This window comes from Undibacterium sp. CCC3.4 (genome assembly GCF_034347425.1).
Taxonomy (GTDB): Bacteria; Pseudomonadota; Gammaproteobacteria; order Burkholderiales; family Burkholderiaceae_D; genus Undibacterium.
The window spans coordinates 1614267-1630623 of the sequence record NZ_CP133779.1 but is presented as its reverse complement, the minus strand read 5'-3'; the positions used below and the strand labels follow the sequence as shown (position 1 = coordinate 1630623).

Annotated in this window: 12 protein-coding genes; 8 read left to right on the top strand and 4 right to left on the bottom strand. The window is 56.7% G+C overall.

Going from position 1 to position 16357, the window contains the following annotated elements:
- Nucleotides 1-5: 5 nt before the first annotated feature.
- From RHM61_RS07400 to RHM61_RS07390, 3 genes are read left to right on the top strand one after another with little or no spacing between them, the layout of a single operon-like run.
- Nucleotides 6-977 carry a DUF1839 family protein gene (locus tag RHM61_RS07400; protein WP_322250487.1) on the top strand — a complete coding sequence of 324 codons (972 nt, stop codon included), beginning with the start codon at nt 6-8 and terminating at the stop codon, nt 975-977.
- Nucleotides 971-3487 (top strand): glycoside hydrolase family 2 protein, encoded by a 2517-nt coding sequence (locus RHM61_RS07395; protein ID WP_322250486.1) that lies wholly within the window; start codon nt 971-973, stop codon nt 3485-3487. The genes RHM61_RS07400 and RHM61_RS07395 overlap by 7 nt, the downstream gene beginning before the upstream one ends.
- Nucleotides 3484-5307: a serine aminopeptidase domain-containing protein gene (locus tag RHM61_RS07390; protein ID WP_322250485.1), complete on the top strand. Its 1824-nt coding sequence runs from the start codon at nt 3484-3486 to the stop codon at nt 5305-5307. Before RHM61_RS07395 ends, RHM61_RS07390 begins: the two co-directional genes overlap by 4 nt.
- Here RHM61_RS07390 and RHM61_RS07385 read toward each other — a convergent pair.
- Entirely contained in the window at nt 5276-6556 is a 1281-nt protein-coding gene (locus RHM61_RS07385; RefSeq protein WP_322250484.1) for a hypothetical protein, read from the bottom strand. The genes RHM61_RS07390 and RHM61_RS07385 overlap by 32 nt on opposite strands.
- Before the next feature lie 108 nt (nt 6557-6664).
- Between RHM61_RS07385 and queC the strand changes: the two genes are divergently transcribed.
- From queC to RHM61_RS07370, 3 genes are read left to right on the top strand one after another with little or no spacing between them, the layout of a single operon-like run.
- Nucleotides 6665-7396, top strand: coding sequence for a 7-cyano-7-deazaguanine synthase QueC (gene queC / locus RHM61_RS07380; protein ID WP_322250483.1), 732 nt, complete (start codon nt 6665-6667; stop codon nt 7394-7396).
- A gap of 32 nt (nt 7397-7428) precedes the next feature.
- Nucleotides 7429-8172, top strand: a complete 744-nt coding sequence (locus RHM61_RS07375; protein ID WP_322250482.1) for a metallophosphoesterase family protein — start codon at nt 7429-7431, stop codon at nt 8170-8172.
- Nucleotide 8173: 1 nt separating this feature from the next.
- Entirely contained in the window at nt 8174-9601 is a 1428-nt protein-coding gene (locus RHM61_RS07370) for a bifunctional serine/threonine-protein kinase/universal stress protein (RefSeq protein WP_322250481.1), read from the top strand.
- 15 nt (nt 9602-9616) lie between these two features.
- Here RHM61_RS07370 and RHM61_RS07365 read toward each other — a convergent pair whose 3' ends face one another.
- Nucleotides 9617-10813, bottom strand: coding sequence for an ABC transporter substrate-binding protein (locus RHM61_RS07365; RefSeq protein WP_322250480.1), 1197 nt, complete (start codon nt 10811-10813; stop codon nt 9617-9619).
- 209 nt (nt 10814-11022) lie between these two features.
- The gene (locus tag RHM61_RS07360) at nt 11023-12177 is read right to left on the bottom strand and encodes an alpha-D-ribose 1-methylphosphonate 5-triphosphate diphosphatase (RefSeq protein WP_322250479.1); all 1155 of its coding nucleotides are present in this window, start codon (nt 12175-12177) and stop codon (nt 11023-11025) included.
- Between the two features lie 314 nt (nt 12178-12491).
- Here RHM61_RS07360 and RHM61_RS07355 point away from each other — a divergent pair, with 314 nt between their 5' ends.
- A complete protein-coding gene (locus RHM61_RS07355; RefSeq protein ID WP_322250478.1) occupies nt 12492-13370 on the top strand; it encodes an amino acid ABC transporter substrate-binding protein in 879 nt (292 codons plus the stop codon).
- 29 nt (nt 13371-13399) lie between these two features.
- Nucleotides 13400-14086, top strand: a complete 687-nt coding sequence (locus RHM61_RS07350; RefSeq protein WP_322250477.1) for a DUF1045 domain-containing protein — start codon at nt 13400-13402, stop codon at nt 14084-14086.
- A gap of 48 nt (nt 14087-14134) precedes the next feature.
- On the opposite strand, the gene RHM61_RS07345 is transcribed toward RHM61_RS07350, so the two are convergent.
- Complete coding sequence (locus RHM61_RS07345) at nt 14135-16258, bottom strand: TonB-dependent receptor (RefSeq protein ID WP_322250476.1); 2124 nt, start codon at nt 16256-16258, stop codon at nt 14135-14137.
- Nucleotides 16259-16357 lie beyond the last annotated feature (99 nt).

Here is a 16357-nt window from a genome sequence, read left to right as displayed (position 1 = left end):
CGAGCATGCCAGCCGACGCCGCTTGGGTGTCGCATGCTTTGCATGCGGCCGATGCGGTGTGGCCAGAAACGAATTGCTACATCGATGTCTGGATAGAGCTGCTGCATAGCCGCGGACTCAATCCTCTGGCCTGCCTGCCGGTGGTGTTTGCGAATGATTTCGAAGGCGATCACTGGACCTTTTTTAAACCGGCGCATGCAGACTTATTTACCCTGTACGGCGTCGATGTACAGGAACTCCATGTCTGGCGCAGTTTGCTGGAAAACGCCACACTACAACTGGCGCGTGGGCGCGTAGTCTTGTGCGAAGTCGATGCCTTTCATTTACCCGATACCAGCGGCACTGATTACCAACAAAACCATGTCAAGACCACCATCGCGATGGTGAAAATCGATGCTATAACACGGCAGCTCGGGTATTTTCACAACCGCGCTTATCATCGTTTGGCGGGGGAAGATTTCACCCGCATGTTTCGCCTCGATGTCGCCGCAGACCCAAGCTACATGCCATTCTTCGCTGAATTCGTCAAATTCGACCGACTGTTGCAGCGCGATGAAAGCAGCCTGGCCGCAGTGTCTGCGCAACTGCTGCATCAGCATGCCGCACGGCGGCCGCAGCACAACCCGATGCCGCAATTTGAAACCGCCTTGATCACGCGCTTGGAACAACTGCAGCACGAAGGTTTGGCGGCGTTTCATGCCTATGCCTTTGCGAATTTACGTCAGCTCGGTGCCGGCTATAGCCTCGGTGGGCAATATTTGGATTGGCTGCAGCGAAACGGGATCGGTGACTTCAACAACGCGGCACAGGGCTGTGCGGCGATGTCGGAAACCTGCCGCATACTGCTGATGAAAACCGCTCGCGCCGTGGTGAGCAAACGCGCGGTTGATCTGTTACCGTTGACGGCGCAATTGACCCAGCAGTGGCAGCACACCATGACGGCGCTCGAGCGCGCCTTGGCAGAGACGGCATGCTGAGCGCAGCGAACCGCCCGCCGCACTGGCTGCATACCGGCTGGCACATGAGCATGGTGGCAGCAGACTCCTTCAGCCTGCCATCGGCACTGATGGCCGCTGCCTTACCCGCGCTACCCGCAACCCTGCCGGCCACCGCCGCTTCGGTGTTGCGCGCGGCCGGCAACGAAGCACCTGATACCATCGACTTCGATGCGCTCGACATCTGGTTTCACAGCCGGCAAAGCTTACCGGCTGACGCCAGCCACCTGCTGTGCGCCGGCTTGGCTGGCGTGGCCGAAGTATTTTGGAATGATACCCTGCTGCTGCGCAGTGAAAACATGTTCATAGCGACGCGCCATGCACTGGCCGACAGCACGCTGCCCACGCAGGGCATACTGAGTCTGCGTTTCCTGGCGCTTAACACGCTGCTGGCACAACGGCGGCCGCGACCACGCTGGAAAACTCGCTTGGTCGCGCAACAACAACTGCGCTGGCTGCGCACCAGCTTACTCGGCCGCATGCCGGGCTGGTCGGCGCGTGGGGCAGCAGTCGGACCTTATCGCGGCTTGGCGTGGGAATTGGCACAACCCTACACGCTGGAAAGTCGGACGCTACACAGCCGGATCGATGGAACCAAGGTCTGTGTGCAAGCGGCAGTCAGGTTCAGCGGCACAGTAGCACCGCAACAAGTGCGGCTGCATGTCGGCACTGCCGTCAGCGAATTAAGGCTACGAAGCGACGAGCCTGGCAGCTACAGCGCCAGCGGCAGTTTGACACTGCCCGAGGTAGCACTCTGGTGGCCGCATACGCATGGCGAGGCGCCACTGTATCCGGCACGATTAGAGCTCATCGACAGCGCCGGGCAGAACCATGTGTTTGCGCTCGATGCGCTCGGTTTTCGCCAGATTGAGGTCAAACAAACTGAGGATGATTTCCATGTCCACGTCAACGGCGTAGCGGTATTTTGCCGTGGCGTGTGCTGGACCCCGGCCGACATCGTTTCGCTGCATGCCACACCGGAGCAGCAAACAAGCATGCTGCTGTTGGCGCGTCAAGCTGGCATGAATATGCTGCGCGTGGTCGGCACCATGTTGTATGAAAATCCGGCCTTCTATCGTTTGTGCGATGAACTCGGCATCTTGGTCTGGCAGGATTTTATGTTTGCCAATATGGATTACCCGGTCGCCGATGCCGATTTTGCGGCGACGGTACAGCACGAAGCGCAGCAATTTTTACAGCAAGTACAACTGCACCCTTGCATCGCTATTTTATGCGGCAACAGTGAAGTGGAACAGCAGGCCGCCATGCTCGGCATGCCGGCAGCTATCTGGCGTAACAGTTTTTTTGGCGACACTTTGCCGCAGTTATGCCAAGCACTGCGGCCCGACGTACTGTACTGGCCATCGAGCCCGTCGGGTGGCGTGCTGCCGTTCCAAATCGATGCCGGTGTCAGTCATTATTTCGGTGTCGGCGCTTATCTGCGTGGGCCCGACGATGCGCGCCGCAGTGCACCGCGCTTTACCAGCGAATGCCTGGGCTTTGCGAATATCCCCGAAACCGACCTACTGCAGCGCTATGCGCTGCAGCCCGATGCCGGTCCGGACTGGCATGCCGGGGTGCCGCGCGATCATGGCTGCGACTGGGATTTTGACGATGTGCGCGACCATTACGTGGAACAATTGTACCGCGTCGATGCGCGCGCCTTACGCGCCGCCGATACCAAGCGCTATCTGGCGCTGGGACGCAGCGCCAGCGGCAGCATGATGGCCACGACCTTGCAAGAATGGCGCCGCCACGGCTCACTCTGTCACGGTGCCTTGGTCTGGTTTTGGCGCGATCTGCGCGCCGGTGCCGGCTGGGGCGTACTCGATGTCGACGGTCATCCCAAGGCAGCGTATTATTATCTGAAACGGGCGATGGCACCACTGTGCGCATTTTTTACCGATGAAGGTTTGAATGGACTGGCCTTACATGTGGTCAATGACGGCGCCAGCGCCTTTCTGGGCTTACTGGAATTAAGCCTGTTCGGAAAGAACGCACAATGCATCACCCGCGGCAGCCGCCACATCAGCTTGGGTGCACACAGCAGTTGCCAATTCCGCGCCGACGCGTTGCTGCCGTATTTCACCGACAGCGCCTGCGCCTATCGTTTCGGCGCACCGGCTCATGAGCTCGCCTACCTGCAGTTATCCGATGCCACGCACACGCTGGTCAGCGCCTGTCATTTCCAAGCCGGACCGCTGCCGGTAGCGCTGTCGCAGACTGAACTCGGTCTGCGCGGCAGTTGGCAACGCGCCGAGGATGGCACACTGCGGGTCGATTTACGCAGTAACTTGGCGGTACGAACGCTGAGTCTGTCTACACCCGGCTACTTAGCCGATGACAATTACTTTCATCTCGCCCCGGGCCAGCACAAGACGCTGCGACTGCGCGCCGCGGCGAGACCAAGCCCGAGCGCCGGCGCTGCGCCGCAGCTCACGATCAGCGCGCTGAATCTGGACGGCAGCTTCATGCTGCCAGAAGCGCTATGAGCAGCTCAGCTAAGCGGTCGCAGCTCTATCCTAGCCAAGATCTGCTGTCGCGGGCGCAAGCCTGCTGGTTCGGCGACCCGGCGGCGGCACTATTGGCTTGGTTTCATCCGGCCCAGCGCCGCAGCGCCGGTGGCACGCGTGCCTGCGGGGTGGTGCTGTGTCCGCCGTTCGGGCATGAATACTTGGTGGCGTATCGCGCCTACAAACACTTGACCGAACAATTGGCCCAAGCCGGCTTCGATGTACTGTTCTTCGATTATCACAACAGTGGCGACTCGGCCGACCTGAGCGGCGAGCGCAGCGCGCAGTGGCAAGCAGACATAAGCAGCGCCGCACAGCACTTGCGCACCCTGGCGGGAGTGGAACAAATCGCCTTGTTCGGTCTGCGGCTAGGCGCACTGTTGGCCGCCAGCGTGGCCAGTGAAATCGGCGCAGCAGCGCTGTTACTGCAAGCGCCGGTGGTGAGCGGCCGCGCTTACTGTCGCGAGTTACAGATACTGAAATCCACCAGTAGCGCGCAGCACGACCGTGAACACGAAGCTGAAAGCACCGACGAATTCGGCGGTTATCTATTGTGCGCCGCCAGCCGCCAGCGTTTGAGCACGTACTCGCTGCTGACGATGGATGCACCAAGTATGCCGACCCTGATACTGGGACGCGACGACCTCGCCGGTAGCGAGCAGAAACTGGCACGCCATTGGCAAGAACAGGGCGTAGACCTGACGCTCGAGCAGAGTCCCGGCTATGCCGCGATGATGCCGGCCGACGCCCACGAAAGTGCTGTACCAGTTCAATTATGGCAAAACCTGCGCGACTGGTTAAGCGCCAGATTTACCCTGCAACACACGGCGGCAACGCTCCCCCATGCTTTGCGACGCAGCGCCGTCATCGATGCCAGCGGTGCCGCGGTAGGCGAAGATCTGGTTGAGTTTGCCGGTCTGGTCGGAGTGGTCTCGCGGGCTGCTGGGCACGCCAGTACTGCACTGCCAGGCACGCTTCCAGCCATCATACTGACCAATATCGGTGCCAACCACCGCGTCGGCAATCACCGCTTGTACGTGCAATTGGCGCGGCAATTAGCCGTGCGCGGCTTCATCGTATTACGCTTCGATAAGGCCGGTATCGGCTACAGTCGCGCCACCCCGGAAGGGCTGGAAAATCAAGTCTATGCCGACAGCGGCGACGAGGACATGCGCCATGCCATGGAATTCATGCGCTCGGCTTTTCGCAGTAACAGCTTCGTGTTGGGCGGCTTATGTTCCGGGGCTTATTTCGCCTGTCGTGCCGGCTTGAGCGATGAACGCGTGCGCGGATTGATACTGATGAATCAATTGGTCTACCAGCGTACGGTGGGCCGCAGCGAGCGCATCAAATCGACACATTTTTATGCCGCTGCCCTGCGCGATCCGCAAACTTGGAAGCGGCTGCTGTGCGGGCAAGTGCAATGGCGTCAGATCGTCGTCAAACTGAGCCTGCGCGTAGTGCGCCGCCTGCATACCAAAGCCCAGTTGCTGTTGACGAAGTTCCTCCACAATCCGCGTTTTCTCGGCCGGACGGCGCACCAGTTACGTGCACTCGAAGCGCGCGGTAGCATGATCTTGATGATCATGGATGCCGGCGACAGCAGCGTCGATCTGATGACGGAAAACTTCGGCCGCCATGGCAGCTTACTCGGCGACGGCGATGGCATCCATATCGAGATACTCAAGGGTGCCGATCATACCTTTACGCCGCTATGGGCACAGCGACAGGTATTGCACTTGATTTGCGATCAATTAAGCCAACGCTTTATTGCGGCAGTTGTAAACGTGGATAAATAAATTTCCATACCACCACGGTTTCAAACAATTCCACGGCGATCAAGGCAAACACCGCGCCCGCCGGTCCCCAATGTGGGATGGTGTAGGAGGTCAGCGCCACCACCAAGCCGAGCGTAATGGTACCGAGCAAAAACATGGAACGGAACGCGCCGCCACTCATGAGCCAGGAAGTGCCGATCCAGCGCACCGCATTGACGGCAAAATACGCCCCCCACAACATGATGAGCGGATCAAGGCCGCTGTATTTACTGCCGATCACATGCGCTTCCAGCCACGGCAGCGTCAACAACAATACGCCGACGTAGCTGAGCACCACAAATTCGATGCCGACCACGGAAAACAAGGTCAGCTTTTTTAAGGCACTCCAATTATGCTCGGCCATCAAGCGGCTCGCTTCCGGCCGCGCCACCCGTGACCAGGCCGCGACCGCCAAGGGAATCGGCATGAGCAAGAGACGCGAGGCATTGAGATCGGCGATCGCCGCCAAACCCAACCACGCACCCGACAAATAGACATAGCTGTAATTTGACAACCACCCGACCGTCACGCCGAGCACGGCCCAGCGGCCATGGCCGCGGATCGTACTCTGATGGCTATCGATGACTAGCAAGTCAGCGGCAGCAATATTGCTGGCATCGGCGGCCGTACGCTCCAACAGGCGCGCGCGGCCAAACCAAGCACAGAGCAAAGAGGCGCCGGCCAGCAGCAGAAACACGCTGTACAGATCGACCTGCTGACGGCTCAAGAGCACTACCCCGCCGAGGATGACTGCCGCAACATACACGCTGTCTTGGCGCAGCACGCTGTGGATATCCGACTGGATAAAGCCGACCGTGCGACCGTATTCGCGCAAGCCGTTACCGATCACATACAGAGCAAAAGCCAAGCCCAGCGACCACGCTTGCCCATGACCATGGGTAACCGGCGGCAGCAAGGCCACCACCAGCAAGGCCAGCCCTCCCATCGCCAGGGTCCAGAAAATTTGTCGGTACCAGTAACGTCGCAGCAGTACTCGCCGCGCATGCTCATGCACCGCACTGGCGACGGTGGTCAGCGGCCCGGCGATCCAGGAATCGACCAGTAAACCGGCCAGCAAGCCACCGGCGTACAATTGGCCATATAAACCATAGACGTCTTTGCTGACGAAACGGATCAGCATGGCCCCGATGGCAAAGTTGAGGGCACTTAACATGCCTTGGTCGACTACTGAGAGTATCGACGAGGAAAGAAATTTTTTAGTAAAACTCATGGGCTTGCGTTAACATTCATCTTAGACGAACCTTACCACCAACAACGGCTTGCACTGTATGCAAAGTTGCCATCTTTTACAATCAAACATCTATTTTTACATTGTGACATGAACCCTTTTTTTCCCAATGACCGCGCGCTGGTGCTGTTCAGCGGCGGCCAAGATTCCACTACCTGCTTGGCTTGGGCCTTGGCGCGCTATGCCCACGTCGAAACCCTGGGCTTCGATTACGGCCAGCGCCATGCCATAGAACTGAGCGTGCGCCCACACTTGCTGGAGCAAATGCGCGCCTTCTCGACCGACTGGGCCGAGCGCCTCGGCCCCGATCATCTGCTCGATCTGTCTTTGATCGGACAATTATCGCAAACGGCGATGACCGAAGACATTGCCATTGAAATGCAAGAAAACGGCTTACCCAACACCTTCGTACCGGGACGGAATCTGATGTTCATGACGGTAGCGGCGACCTTGGCGGTACGTCGCGGCCTCAATGTACTCGTCGGCGGCATGTGCGAAACCGATTTTTCCGGCTATCCGGACTGTCGCGATGACACCATGAAAGCCTTGCAAGTCGCGCTCAATCTGGGCATGAACACGCGGATGAAACTGGAAACCCCGTTGATGTGGATAGACAAGTCACAGACTTGGCAACTGGCCGAATCACTCGGTGGTAAAGCCTTGGTCGATCTGATCCGTACCGATACCCACACCTGCTATCTCGGTCAACGCGGTCAGTTGCATGACTGGGGCCATGGCTGCGGCACATGTCCGGCCTGTGCACTGCGCGCGCGCGGCTATCATCAGTATCAAGCTATGCCTGCCACCCGGCTGGTCCCGTAGTATTTCAGTCTCAGTTCAATAGAAATCACACCATGCTCATCGCGCTTATGACCGACCTCCATGCCAACCGAGAAGCGCTCAGTGCTTGCCTGGCCCATGCCGAGCAACAAAAAGTCACGCGTTATGCTTTTCTTGGTGATCTGGTCGGCTATGGTGCCGATCCGGCCTGGGTGCTGGACGCTGTCAGGGAACGCGTCGCCGCCGGCGGCTGGGCAGTGATGGGTAATCACGATGCCGCGGTACTGCAGGACGATCACAGTGGCATGCACCACATGGCGCGCCAAGCGGTGGAATGGACGCGCTCGCAGCTGAGCCCGGAACAACTGAGCTTTCTGCGGCAACTGCCCTACCGAGTAGAATTGCCCGATCTTTTACTGGTACATGCGAATGCCTGGGCCCCGGAAAAATGGGAGTACATCGATGGCATCATGGAAGCCATGCGCAGCATGCACGCCTGTAAGGCCCGCGTTACCTTCTGCGGTCATGTGCATCTGCCGACGCTGTATCACCTCAGCTTAACCGGCAAGACCGGCGAATTTTTACCAACTCCGGAAAACAGCATCCCACTGAGCAAACAGCGTCGTTGGCTGGTGATTCCGGGTTCGCTCGGTCAGCCGCGCGATGGCAATCCGGCCGCCTGTTATGCCAGTTTCGATACCGACAGTCTGGAACTCACTTACTACCGGGTGCCATACGACCATGATACGGCGGCGCGCAAAATCATCGCCGCCGGTTTGCCGGCCGCGCTGGCAACACGCCTCCTGACGGGGCATTGAGATGCGCCCACCACGGCTACAAGTCGGCATGGAGTTCGATGGTTATCGGCTCGAAGAGAAATTACACACCGGCGGCATGGCGGCGCTGTGGCGCGTCACTGATCTGCGCGCACGCCATCTCGGCAAACCCGGTACTGAACTGAGCGTGCCACCCTTGATCATGAAAGTGCCGCTGCTGTTCGGCCGCGAAGACCCGACTGCCATTGTCGCCTTCGAGGTCGAGCAGATGATCATGCCCAAGCTGAAAGGCAGCCATGTGCCGCGTTATTTCGGTGCCGGCGACTTCGATACCCAACCGTATATCGTGATGGAACAGATCGCCGGCGATTCACTGCGTAGCCGCTTTGATGAAGCGCCGCTGCCCTTGGCCGAAGTGGTCAATATCGGTATCAAGATCGCCAATGCCTTACAAGATCTGCACCGCCAGCATGTGATTCATCTCGATATTAAGCCCAGCAATATCATGCTGCGCGATGGCCAGGCCATACTGATCGATTACGGTTTGTCGCGCCACGATCGCCTGCCCGATTTGCTCGATGAAGAATTTCGTCTGCCGTTGGGAACCGGCCCGTATATCGCGCCCGAACAAGTGCTGGGGATACGTCATGAACCGCGCAGCGATTTGTTTTCGCTCGGCGTGTTGCTCTATCATTTAGCCACCGGCGAGCGCCCGTTCGGCCACCCGACTTCAGTGAGTGGTTTGAAAAAGCGCCTCTACCGCGATCCCATTCCACCGCGCCAGCACCGTGCCAACATCCCGGGCTGGCTGCAGGAAATTATTTTACGCTGCCTCGAAGTCGATCCGGCGCAGCGTTTCGATACGGCCGCGCAGTTGGCCCTCATGTTGCAATACCCAGATCAACTGACGCTGACAGCACGCGCCGAAAAACACCAGCAAGATGGTTTTTTGACGGTTTTCAAACGCCGCTTCCGCATCAGCGATATCCCGGCCGCTGTACCCGACAGCGTTTCGGAACAATTATCGAAAGCACCGATCATCGTCGCCGCGCTCGACTTGGCCCATGGCTCGGCGACGCTGGCGGAAAATTTACGGCAAATCGCCCGGCGCATGCTGCAAACCGAACCCGGTGCGCGCTTGGCCTGTGTGACGGTGCGGAAAACCAGTCGTTTGGGCATGGATGAAAGCCTGATACAACAAGGCGAAAACATGCATGTCAAACAATTGGTTGAACTTAAGCATTGGGCGCGCCCGCTCGATCTGATTGCCGATAAAATTACTTTCCACGTGCTCGAAGCGCCCGATCCGGCCACGGCCATCATCGAATACGCGCACAATAATGATGTCGACCACATCATCATCGGTTCGCGCGGCAATTCGGCACTACGCCGTTACCTCGGCAGTGTCTCGGCGCAGGTGGTGGCAGAAGCCGGTTGCACCGTCACGGTGGTCAGGCATACCGAGAAATGATCAAGGCCGCCGATTTCAGCGCGTACGCGAAATCAAACTGCTGCTGGCGTCTTCTTTGTAGGCATACGAGACTTTTCCATGCCGTACTTCGCCCATGAACAACATGTTCTGGGTGATGGCTTCGTGATCGCTACTGGAGAACGGCTTTTTATAGCGCGTAACAATAGTCGAAGTCGCTTCGTACTTCATGTTTTCCAAGGCGGCCTTGATCTCTGAGGGCACCGTGCTGTTGGCCTGCATGATGGCCAGACTCAAGATACGCAGGGCATCATAGGTCTGCGCCGCCGAGACTGCGGAAGGAATATGTTTGACCTTATTGATGCGTAAATAAGACAAGACAAAGCCATTGCTGCGGGTCGATTCGTTTTCGATGAAGGTAATCGGCATACGCACGCCTTCGGCATTGCCGCCGGCTTGTTCGGCAAACGTGTGTTGCGACAAGACCCAAGAACCGGCCAGCGGAATATTCAGATGCGCTCGGCTGACGCTGTTGGCGATCGCGATCGCTTCATTGGGCAGACAATATAAAATAATGATCTGTGCCCCGGCTGCCTTGGCGCTGGCGACTTGTTTTTGCATATCGGTTTCACCGATCTTGACACTTTCGACGGCGACCGGTGCCAGTTTTCGCGTTTTCATTTCCGCTAACAGACTGTCCTTACCAAACTGCCCGTAAGGGCTGTCGTCATGCAAAATAGCGATTTGCGTGAGCTTGCGTTTGTCGATCACATCACTGAGTATCGCCACCGGTTGCAGCTTATCGCTGGCGGCGAGCCGAAAAATATAACTGTCGTGGATGGCTGGCGGCATGAATTGCTCGCTCAATTTGGCACCGGTGGCGACCGTGACGATCAGCGGAATTTTTGCCTCCTGAAACACTTTAGCCGCTTGCAGAGCCACGCCGGTATTGGCAAAGCCCACCACCGCCACGACCTTATCTTCAGCAATCATTTTCTTAGCTAAGGCCACTCCGAGTTCCGGCTTGGCTTCGTCATCGCGCTCGATCAATTCGATTTTGCGCCCTAACACCCCACCCATTTGGTTCAAGTCGCTCAGAAACACGCGCGCGCCACCGCGCAGGCTCTCACCCATGTCAGACGAAGATTTGGCGCTGAATGGCCCGATCACACCTATGCGTATCGGTGGTGGTTCGGCGTAGACTGCTTGGGAAAGGGAAAAGAGGGTACTGATCAGTACCATACGATGTAGCATGCTTGTCTCCGAAAGGATGTCGGTAAAAGTACAGCCGGGTTTCCCCATGACTATTCAGCCATTTGTCTGCAGAGCAACATTAGAGACTAGCAGGAACATTGTCAACCTGAACATTGACGAGCACGTACGGCAAGGGCATAGCAAAACAAAACAGCGGCGCGAGCATGTTGTTAATTGGCACGCATGCAAAACAAATGGGACAAACGCAATTACCAGATTTGCCGGCCTTGCACCCAGCTGCCCAGTACTACCGGCACACCCTCACACACACGCACCCGTAAAAAATCAGCACGCAAGCCGGGAGCGATCTGACCACGGTCATGCAAACCGAGCAAGCGGGCCGGATTACTGCTGACCGTCGCGATCGCTTTCGGCAAGGAGTAGCCATGCTCTTGCAATAAAAAGGCCGCCTGCAATAAACTCGCCGGGACATAGTCAGAGGACAAAATATCGAGCAAATCATGGCGCGCCAATTCAGCCGCCGACACATTGCCCGAGTGGGAACCGCCACGCACACAATTCGGCGCCCCCATGACCACGGCCAAGCCATGTTCACGCGCACATTCGGCTGCGGCCAAACTGGTAGGAAACTCAGAAATGCGCACGCCGTCGCGCACCCCTTCGAGCACATGCTGGCCAGTGGTATCGTCATGCGAGGCCAATACCAAACTCGGATTTTGCGTCAGACACAGATGAACCAATTCATCGCGGTTATCGGCGACATAACGCTGTTGTCGGGCGAATAAAATCGACAGCATTTGATCGACTTTTTGCTGGCTCCAGCCGCGCTTACCGGTAACATAGGTGCGGTAGTGATCGAGATCGGTCCATTGGCGCTGACCGGGCGTATGATCCATCAGCGAGACGAGCTTGAGTTGCGGGTGGTGTAATAAGGGCTTAAATAAGGCCAATAAATCCTGTTCGGCCAATTCCATACGTAAGTGTAAGAAATGATCGACCCGCAACAAGCCGGCCGCGCGCGCTTGTTCTATGCCGGATATGCACGGTTGCAAGCTTTGACTGCGCACGCTCTCGGGGTCTAAGTCGCCGACGGCAATCGCATCGAGCACGGTGGTGATGCCGGCAGCGGCGATCTGGGCATCATGCGCGATGATGGACGGTAAGATCGGCCAATTGACCTTAGGCCGCGGCATCAAATGTTTTTCCAGATTATCGGTATGTAATTCCACCATACCCGGCAACAGATAGTCGCCCTGCCAATCATCGGCCGGCATAGTCAGGTCACCGCCACTGACTTCGCTGAAATAACCATGCTTTAAAGCTACGCTACCGCTGACAACTTGATCGATCGTGACGATGCGTGCGTTGCGTATCAGCCGCTCTGGGAACGAGTGTAAATTCATGAACAAATTACCCTATGGAAACAAGCTGCCTGACAATAGCATGCTTGCGGCTGTATTTTACGCGCACTCAGTGGCACATGGCTTATTGTTAATAAATAAAACATATTCACTTTCCTGGTGATTTGCACCACCTATCAGGGCCACAGCGGCCATACAATATGGGGGAAATATAAATAATTTCGATTCTTTGTTCCGGCACGAGGCTGGTAAATTTGAGTAGCTTGATTGTCTTTGCTGTTCGTCCCCGGTTTTTCGTCTGCTGTACGCTGCTCGGCCCACAATCAACCACTCGCTTTCTCGATAGGAAAACCACTATGCATCGTGTCATTTTGTGTCTGTTTTTCAGCCTGCTGCCACTGCTCTCTTGGTCTGCCACTGACAGTGTGGCGAAAATTCGCAAAACCCAGACCTTGATCATAGGCGTGCGAGAAAGCCCGCCCTTCTCCTTCACAGACAGCAATAAGCAAGTGGTCGGCTATTCGGTTGATTTGTGCTTGAAAATCGCCGATGCGGTAAAAAAAGAGTTGAAATTACCGAATCTGAAGCTGCAGTTTTTCCCAGTCGATTCGACCACCCGCTTCAGCGCCTTACAAGAAGACAAAATCGATCTCGAATGCGGCAGCACGACCAATAATGCCGACCGCCGCAAACGTTTCGATTTCACCATTCCACATTTCTTTTCCAGCGTACGCGCCGTGGTGCGCAGTAACAGCCAGATCAAAAACTGGAACCAATTCCGCAATCGCACCATCGTGACGACCAAGAGCACGACCACGGTCAAATTGCTCAGCGATCGCAACGACATCAATTCCCTGGGCATCAAATTAGTCGAGGGCGATACCGATCAAGAGTCATTCAAAATGATTGAAAACGGCAAAGCCGATGCCTTCCCTATGGATGATGTGCTGCTCTACAGCTTACGTGCCGATGCCAAAGACCCGAGTGCGTTTGCGATTATCGGCGAACCCTTATCGGTGGAGCCGTATTCGATCATGTTGCGTAAAGACGACACAGCATTCAAAAAAATTGTCGATACGGAAATGCTGCGCATTATTCACGACGGTGAAATCTATAAAATTTACGACCGCTGGTTCATACGCCCGATTCCGCCAAAAGGATCGAATTTGAATATGCCCATGGGCTTTTTGCTGCGCGATTCACTGCGTTTCCCGAGCGACCAGGTCGGTAACTGAGTCCGCGCGCTACCGATACTGCTCCCACCATGATGCGTTACGCCCTGTATTTCTCGCCCGATCCCGCCAGCGCTTGGTGGCAAGCCGGTTGCCACTGGCTCGGGCGCGATCCCTCAACGGCGGGCGACATGGCGCAATTGCGCATCGCCGATGTCAATCCTAAGGTGTTTCATCATCTCAGTCGCGATGCGCGTCGCTATGGTTTTCATGCGACTTTGAAAGCGCCGTTCCGACTCGCCGAAGGTTACGACTTAGCGCATCTCGACCGCAGTTTGCAAGCGTTTTGCCATCAGCAAAAAAGCATCACCGTCGCGCCACCGCAAGTTGAGTGGCTGGGGCCATTTCTGGCATTGCGCCCGAGCGCAGACGGCGGTGAATTGCATCACTTGGCGATGCAGTGCGTGCGCGATTTCGATCATCTGCGCGCGCCACTCAAGCCAGAAGAGCTGGCGCGGCGTCAGCAACAACAACTGAGTGCCCGGCAATTACGCCTGCTGCAGCACTGGGGCTATCCCTATACCGAAGAAGAATACCGCTTTCACATGACGCTCACCGATGCGCTCGACAATACCGATGCTGCAGCCGCCATCCATCAGGCAGCCGAGCAGCACTTCGCTATCGCCGAGCCGCTGCAGATCAAGGATATCGCCCTGTTTGCGGAACACCAGCCGGGTGCCGATTTTGCGCTGATACGGCGTTACCCACTGAGCGCCTGAACCCAGGGAAATGCGCCGCGCAGGGGTAGCGCCGCGCTCCAGTCACACTCACCAGGCGTAAGCCGCCTTGGCGTAGTAATAGCGACCATTGAAGCCGTAAGGCGAGAAGGTACTGTAAGCCAAGGTGCCGCCACTGTTGAGATTGCCGGCCGAAGTCACTTGATCCGGATATTGATTGGTCAAATTATCTATCCCGCCGGTCAAGGTCCAATGACCAAGCCGGTAACTGAGCGCCGCATCAAGCACCACATTGGCACCGTAGGTTTGGTCCAAGGCCGCATTATTTTGTGGCGACGCGAAACTGCCATAACGGCTGGCTTGCGCATGCGCGAGCCACTGTGCGACGCTGTAATCGGCCGCCAAGCTGAGCTTGTCTTTCGGTGCAGAAACGGTGGCCCGCAAGATGCTCTGCCGGTCGACCAGAATCAAATTGTTTTGCGTCAGCACTGCCGGATTGTCAGCCACCCGCGTTACGGCCGTATTATTGCGGTTATAGCCCAAGGTAAATGCCAATTTATCGGCACCAGACAAAGCCAAGGCCCAAGTACCGACTACATCGACACCGCGATTGCGGGTATCGAGGGCGTTGGTAAAGTAACGGGCGGCAGCAACCGGAACGCCTTGTGCCGCCAAGACACTTTGTAAATTCGTCGGTAATACCAAATTGCCAGAATACAGAATCCGGTTATCGATTTCGATTTGATACGCATCGATGCTCAAAGACACATTCTTGGCCGGCTGCCAGACCGCACCCAGACTGAGGTTACGCGATTTTTCCGCTTGCAGTGGCTTGGCACCGAGTGCCTTGGCGGCCGCCGTTGCTACCCCGAAAGTACCGGTATCGACCAATTGCGAACTGCCATTGATGGTAATGAGGTTACTGGTCGAAATCGTGTAATTCTGTTGCGCCAGCGAAGGGGCACGGAAACCGTTCGAGGCCGCGGCACGCAGCGCCAGCTCAGGGGTGAGCTCGAAACGGCCCGATACTTTAGCGGCTGCGACACTGCCGAAATCACTGAAATTCTCATGGCGCAAAGCCACCGTTGCACGCAAACGGCGAGTCAGTTCAGCCTCGACGTCGGCATAAATCGCTACGCTGTGGCGGCTGAAACTACCGGCATTCGATGACTGGAAACCAGCAAAACCTTGGGCACCGCTGCCGACATAAGAATTTTTCTCACCGGCACTGATCTGATATTGATCTTGGCGTAATTCGCCACCAAGCGCCAGCGTCAATGGCTGTTCGAGCAAAGCCACGTCGATTTCACGCGCGGCATCGAAATTTGCCAAGGTTTGGGTATTTTTCAATTTTCCGATATAAAAACTGGTCGGACTGGCAGTACCGAGACTCAGATTAGCGCTGTGGTTGACGTCGAGACTGAACTCATTGCTGCCGTAATTGAGGCTGGTATCCCAACGCCATTCGGCGGCGCGTCCTTTGATGCCAAACACGCCAGAGATATCTTTATTCGTGGCCGCTTCATTCGGTAAAAAACCCTGTGGATACAAAGGACTGCGCAAAGTCGTGCCGCTGGTGTAGGCGGTGCGCCAGGTAGCTGGTGCATCGGTATCTCGCTGACTAAGGCTGAGTAAGGCATAGAGTTCGACGTCGGCGTTGAGCGGCAGTGCCGCATTGAGTGCCAGATTACTCTGCTGCAAACGCGGGTCGCCCTGAAGTTGCGTGATTTGACCATAACGCGGCTCAAGCGGATTGCGTAAATCCGGGCCGGCACGGTTCGTGGCACCTTGGGTTTTCTGTTCGGCCGTCACACGCAAGCAGCCTTGCTCACCGAGCGGCACACCGAAGTTGGCGGACAAATTGCCGGCACTGCCATCACCACGACTGGTCTGGCCCACCCCGGCTTCGATCACGCCGCCACTGGCACCTTTTTTCAAAATGATATTGATGACGCCGGCAATCGCATCCGAACCATACTGGGCCGAAGCACCATCGCGCAGCACTTCGACGCGTTCAATCGCGGCTAAAGGAATGGTATTGAGATCGGGTGCAGACGAACCGCGCCCCACCGTACCGTTGACATTGACGACGGCCGAGCTGTGCCAGCGTTTGCCATTAACCAACACCAGCGTTTGATCCGGCGAGAGGCCGCGCAATTGTGCCGGCCGGCTGGCCGAAGTCCCGTCGGCCACGGCCGGACGCGGAAAATTCAAACAACTTAATGGATCGTCGCAAGCGACGATCCATTAAGTTGTTCGCTGTAGCAAATGAGTTTTCGCAAGAACTTTGCACACAAAATAAAAATAATACTT

Coding starts and splice junctions, on each gene's coding strand:
- RHM61_RS07350 (WP_322250477.1), top strand. CDS start 13,400: ATGATGCGTTACGCCCTGTATTTCTCGCCCGATCCCGCCAGCGCTTGG.
- RHM61_RS07370 (WP_322250481.1), top strand. CDS start 8,174: ATGCGCCCACCACGGCTACAAGTCGGCATGGAGTTCGATGGTTATCGG.
- RHM61_RS07375 (WP_322250482.1), top strand. CDS start 7,429: ATGCTCATCGCGCTTATGACCGACCTCCATGCCAACCGAGAAGCGCTC.
- RHM61_RS07355 (WP_322250478.1), top strand. CDS start 12,492: ATGCATCGTGTCATTTTGTGTCTGTTTTTCAGCCTGCTGCCACTGCTC.
- RHM61_RS07400 (WP_322250487.1), top strand. CDS start 6: ATGCCAGCCGACGCCGCTTGGGTGTCGCATGCTTTGCATGCGGCCGAT.
- RHM61_RS07385 (WP_322250484.1), bottom strand. CDS start 6,556: ATGAGTTTTACTAAAAAATTTCTTTCCTCGTCGATACTCTCAGTAGTC.
- RHM61_RS07360 (WP_322250479.1), bottom strand. CDS start 12,177: ATGAATTTACACTCGTTCCCAGAGCGGCTGATACGCAACGCACGCATC.
- RHM61_RS07365 (WP_322250480.1), bottom strand. CDS start 10,813: ATGCTACATCGTATGGTACTGATCAGTACCCTCTTTTCCCTTTCCCAA.
- RHM61_RS07390 (WP_322250485.1), top strand. CDS start 3,484: ATGAGCAGCTCAGCTAAGCGGTCGCAGCTCTATCCTAGCCAAGATCTG.
- RHM61_RS07395 (WP_322250486.1), top strand. CDS start 971: ATGCTGAGCGCAGCGAACCGCCCGCCGCACTGGCTGCATACCGGCTGG.
- queC (WP_322250483.1), top strand. CDS start 6,665: ATGAACCCTTTTTTTCCCAATGACCGCGCGCTGGTGCTGTTCAGCGGC.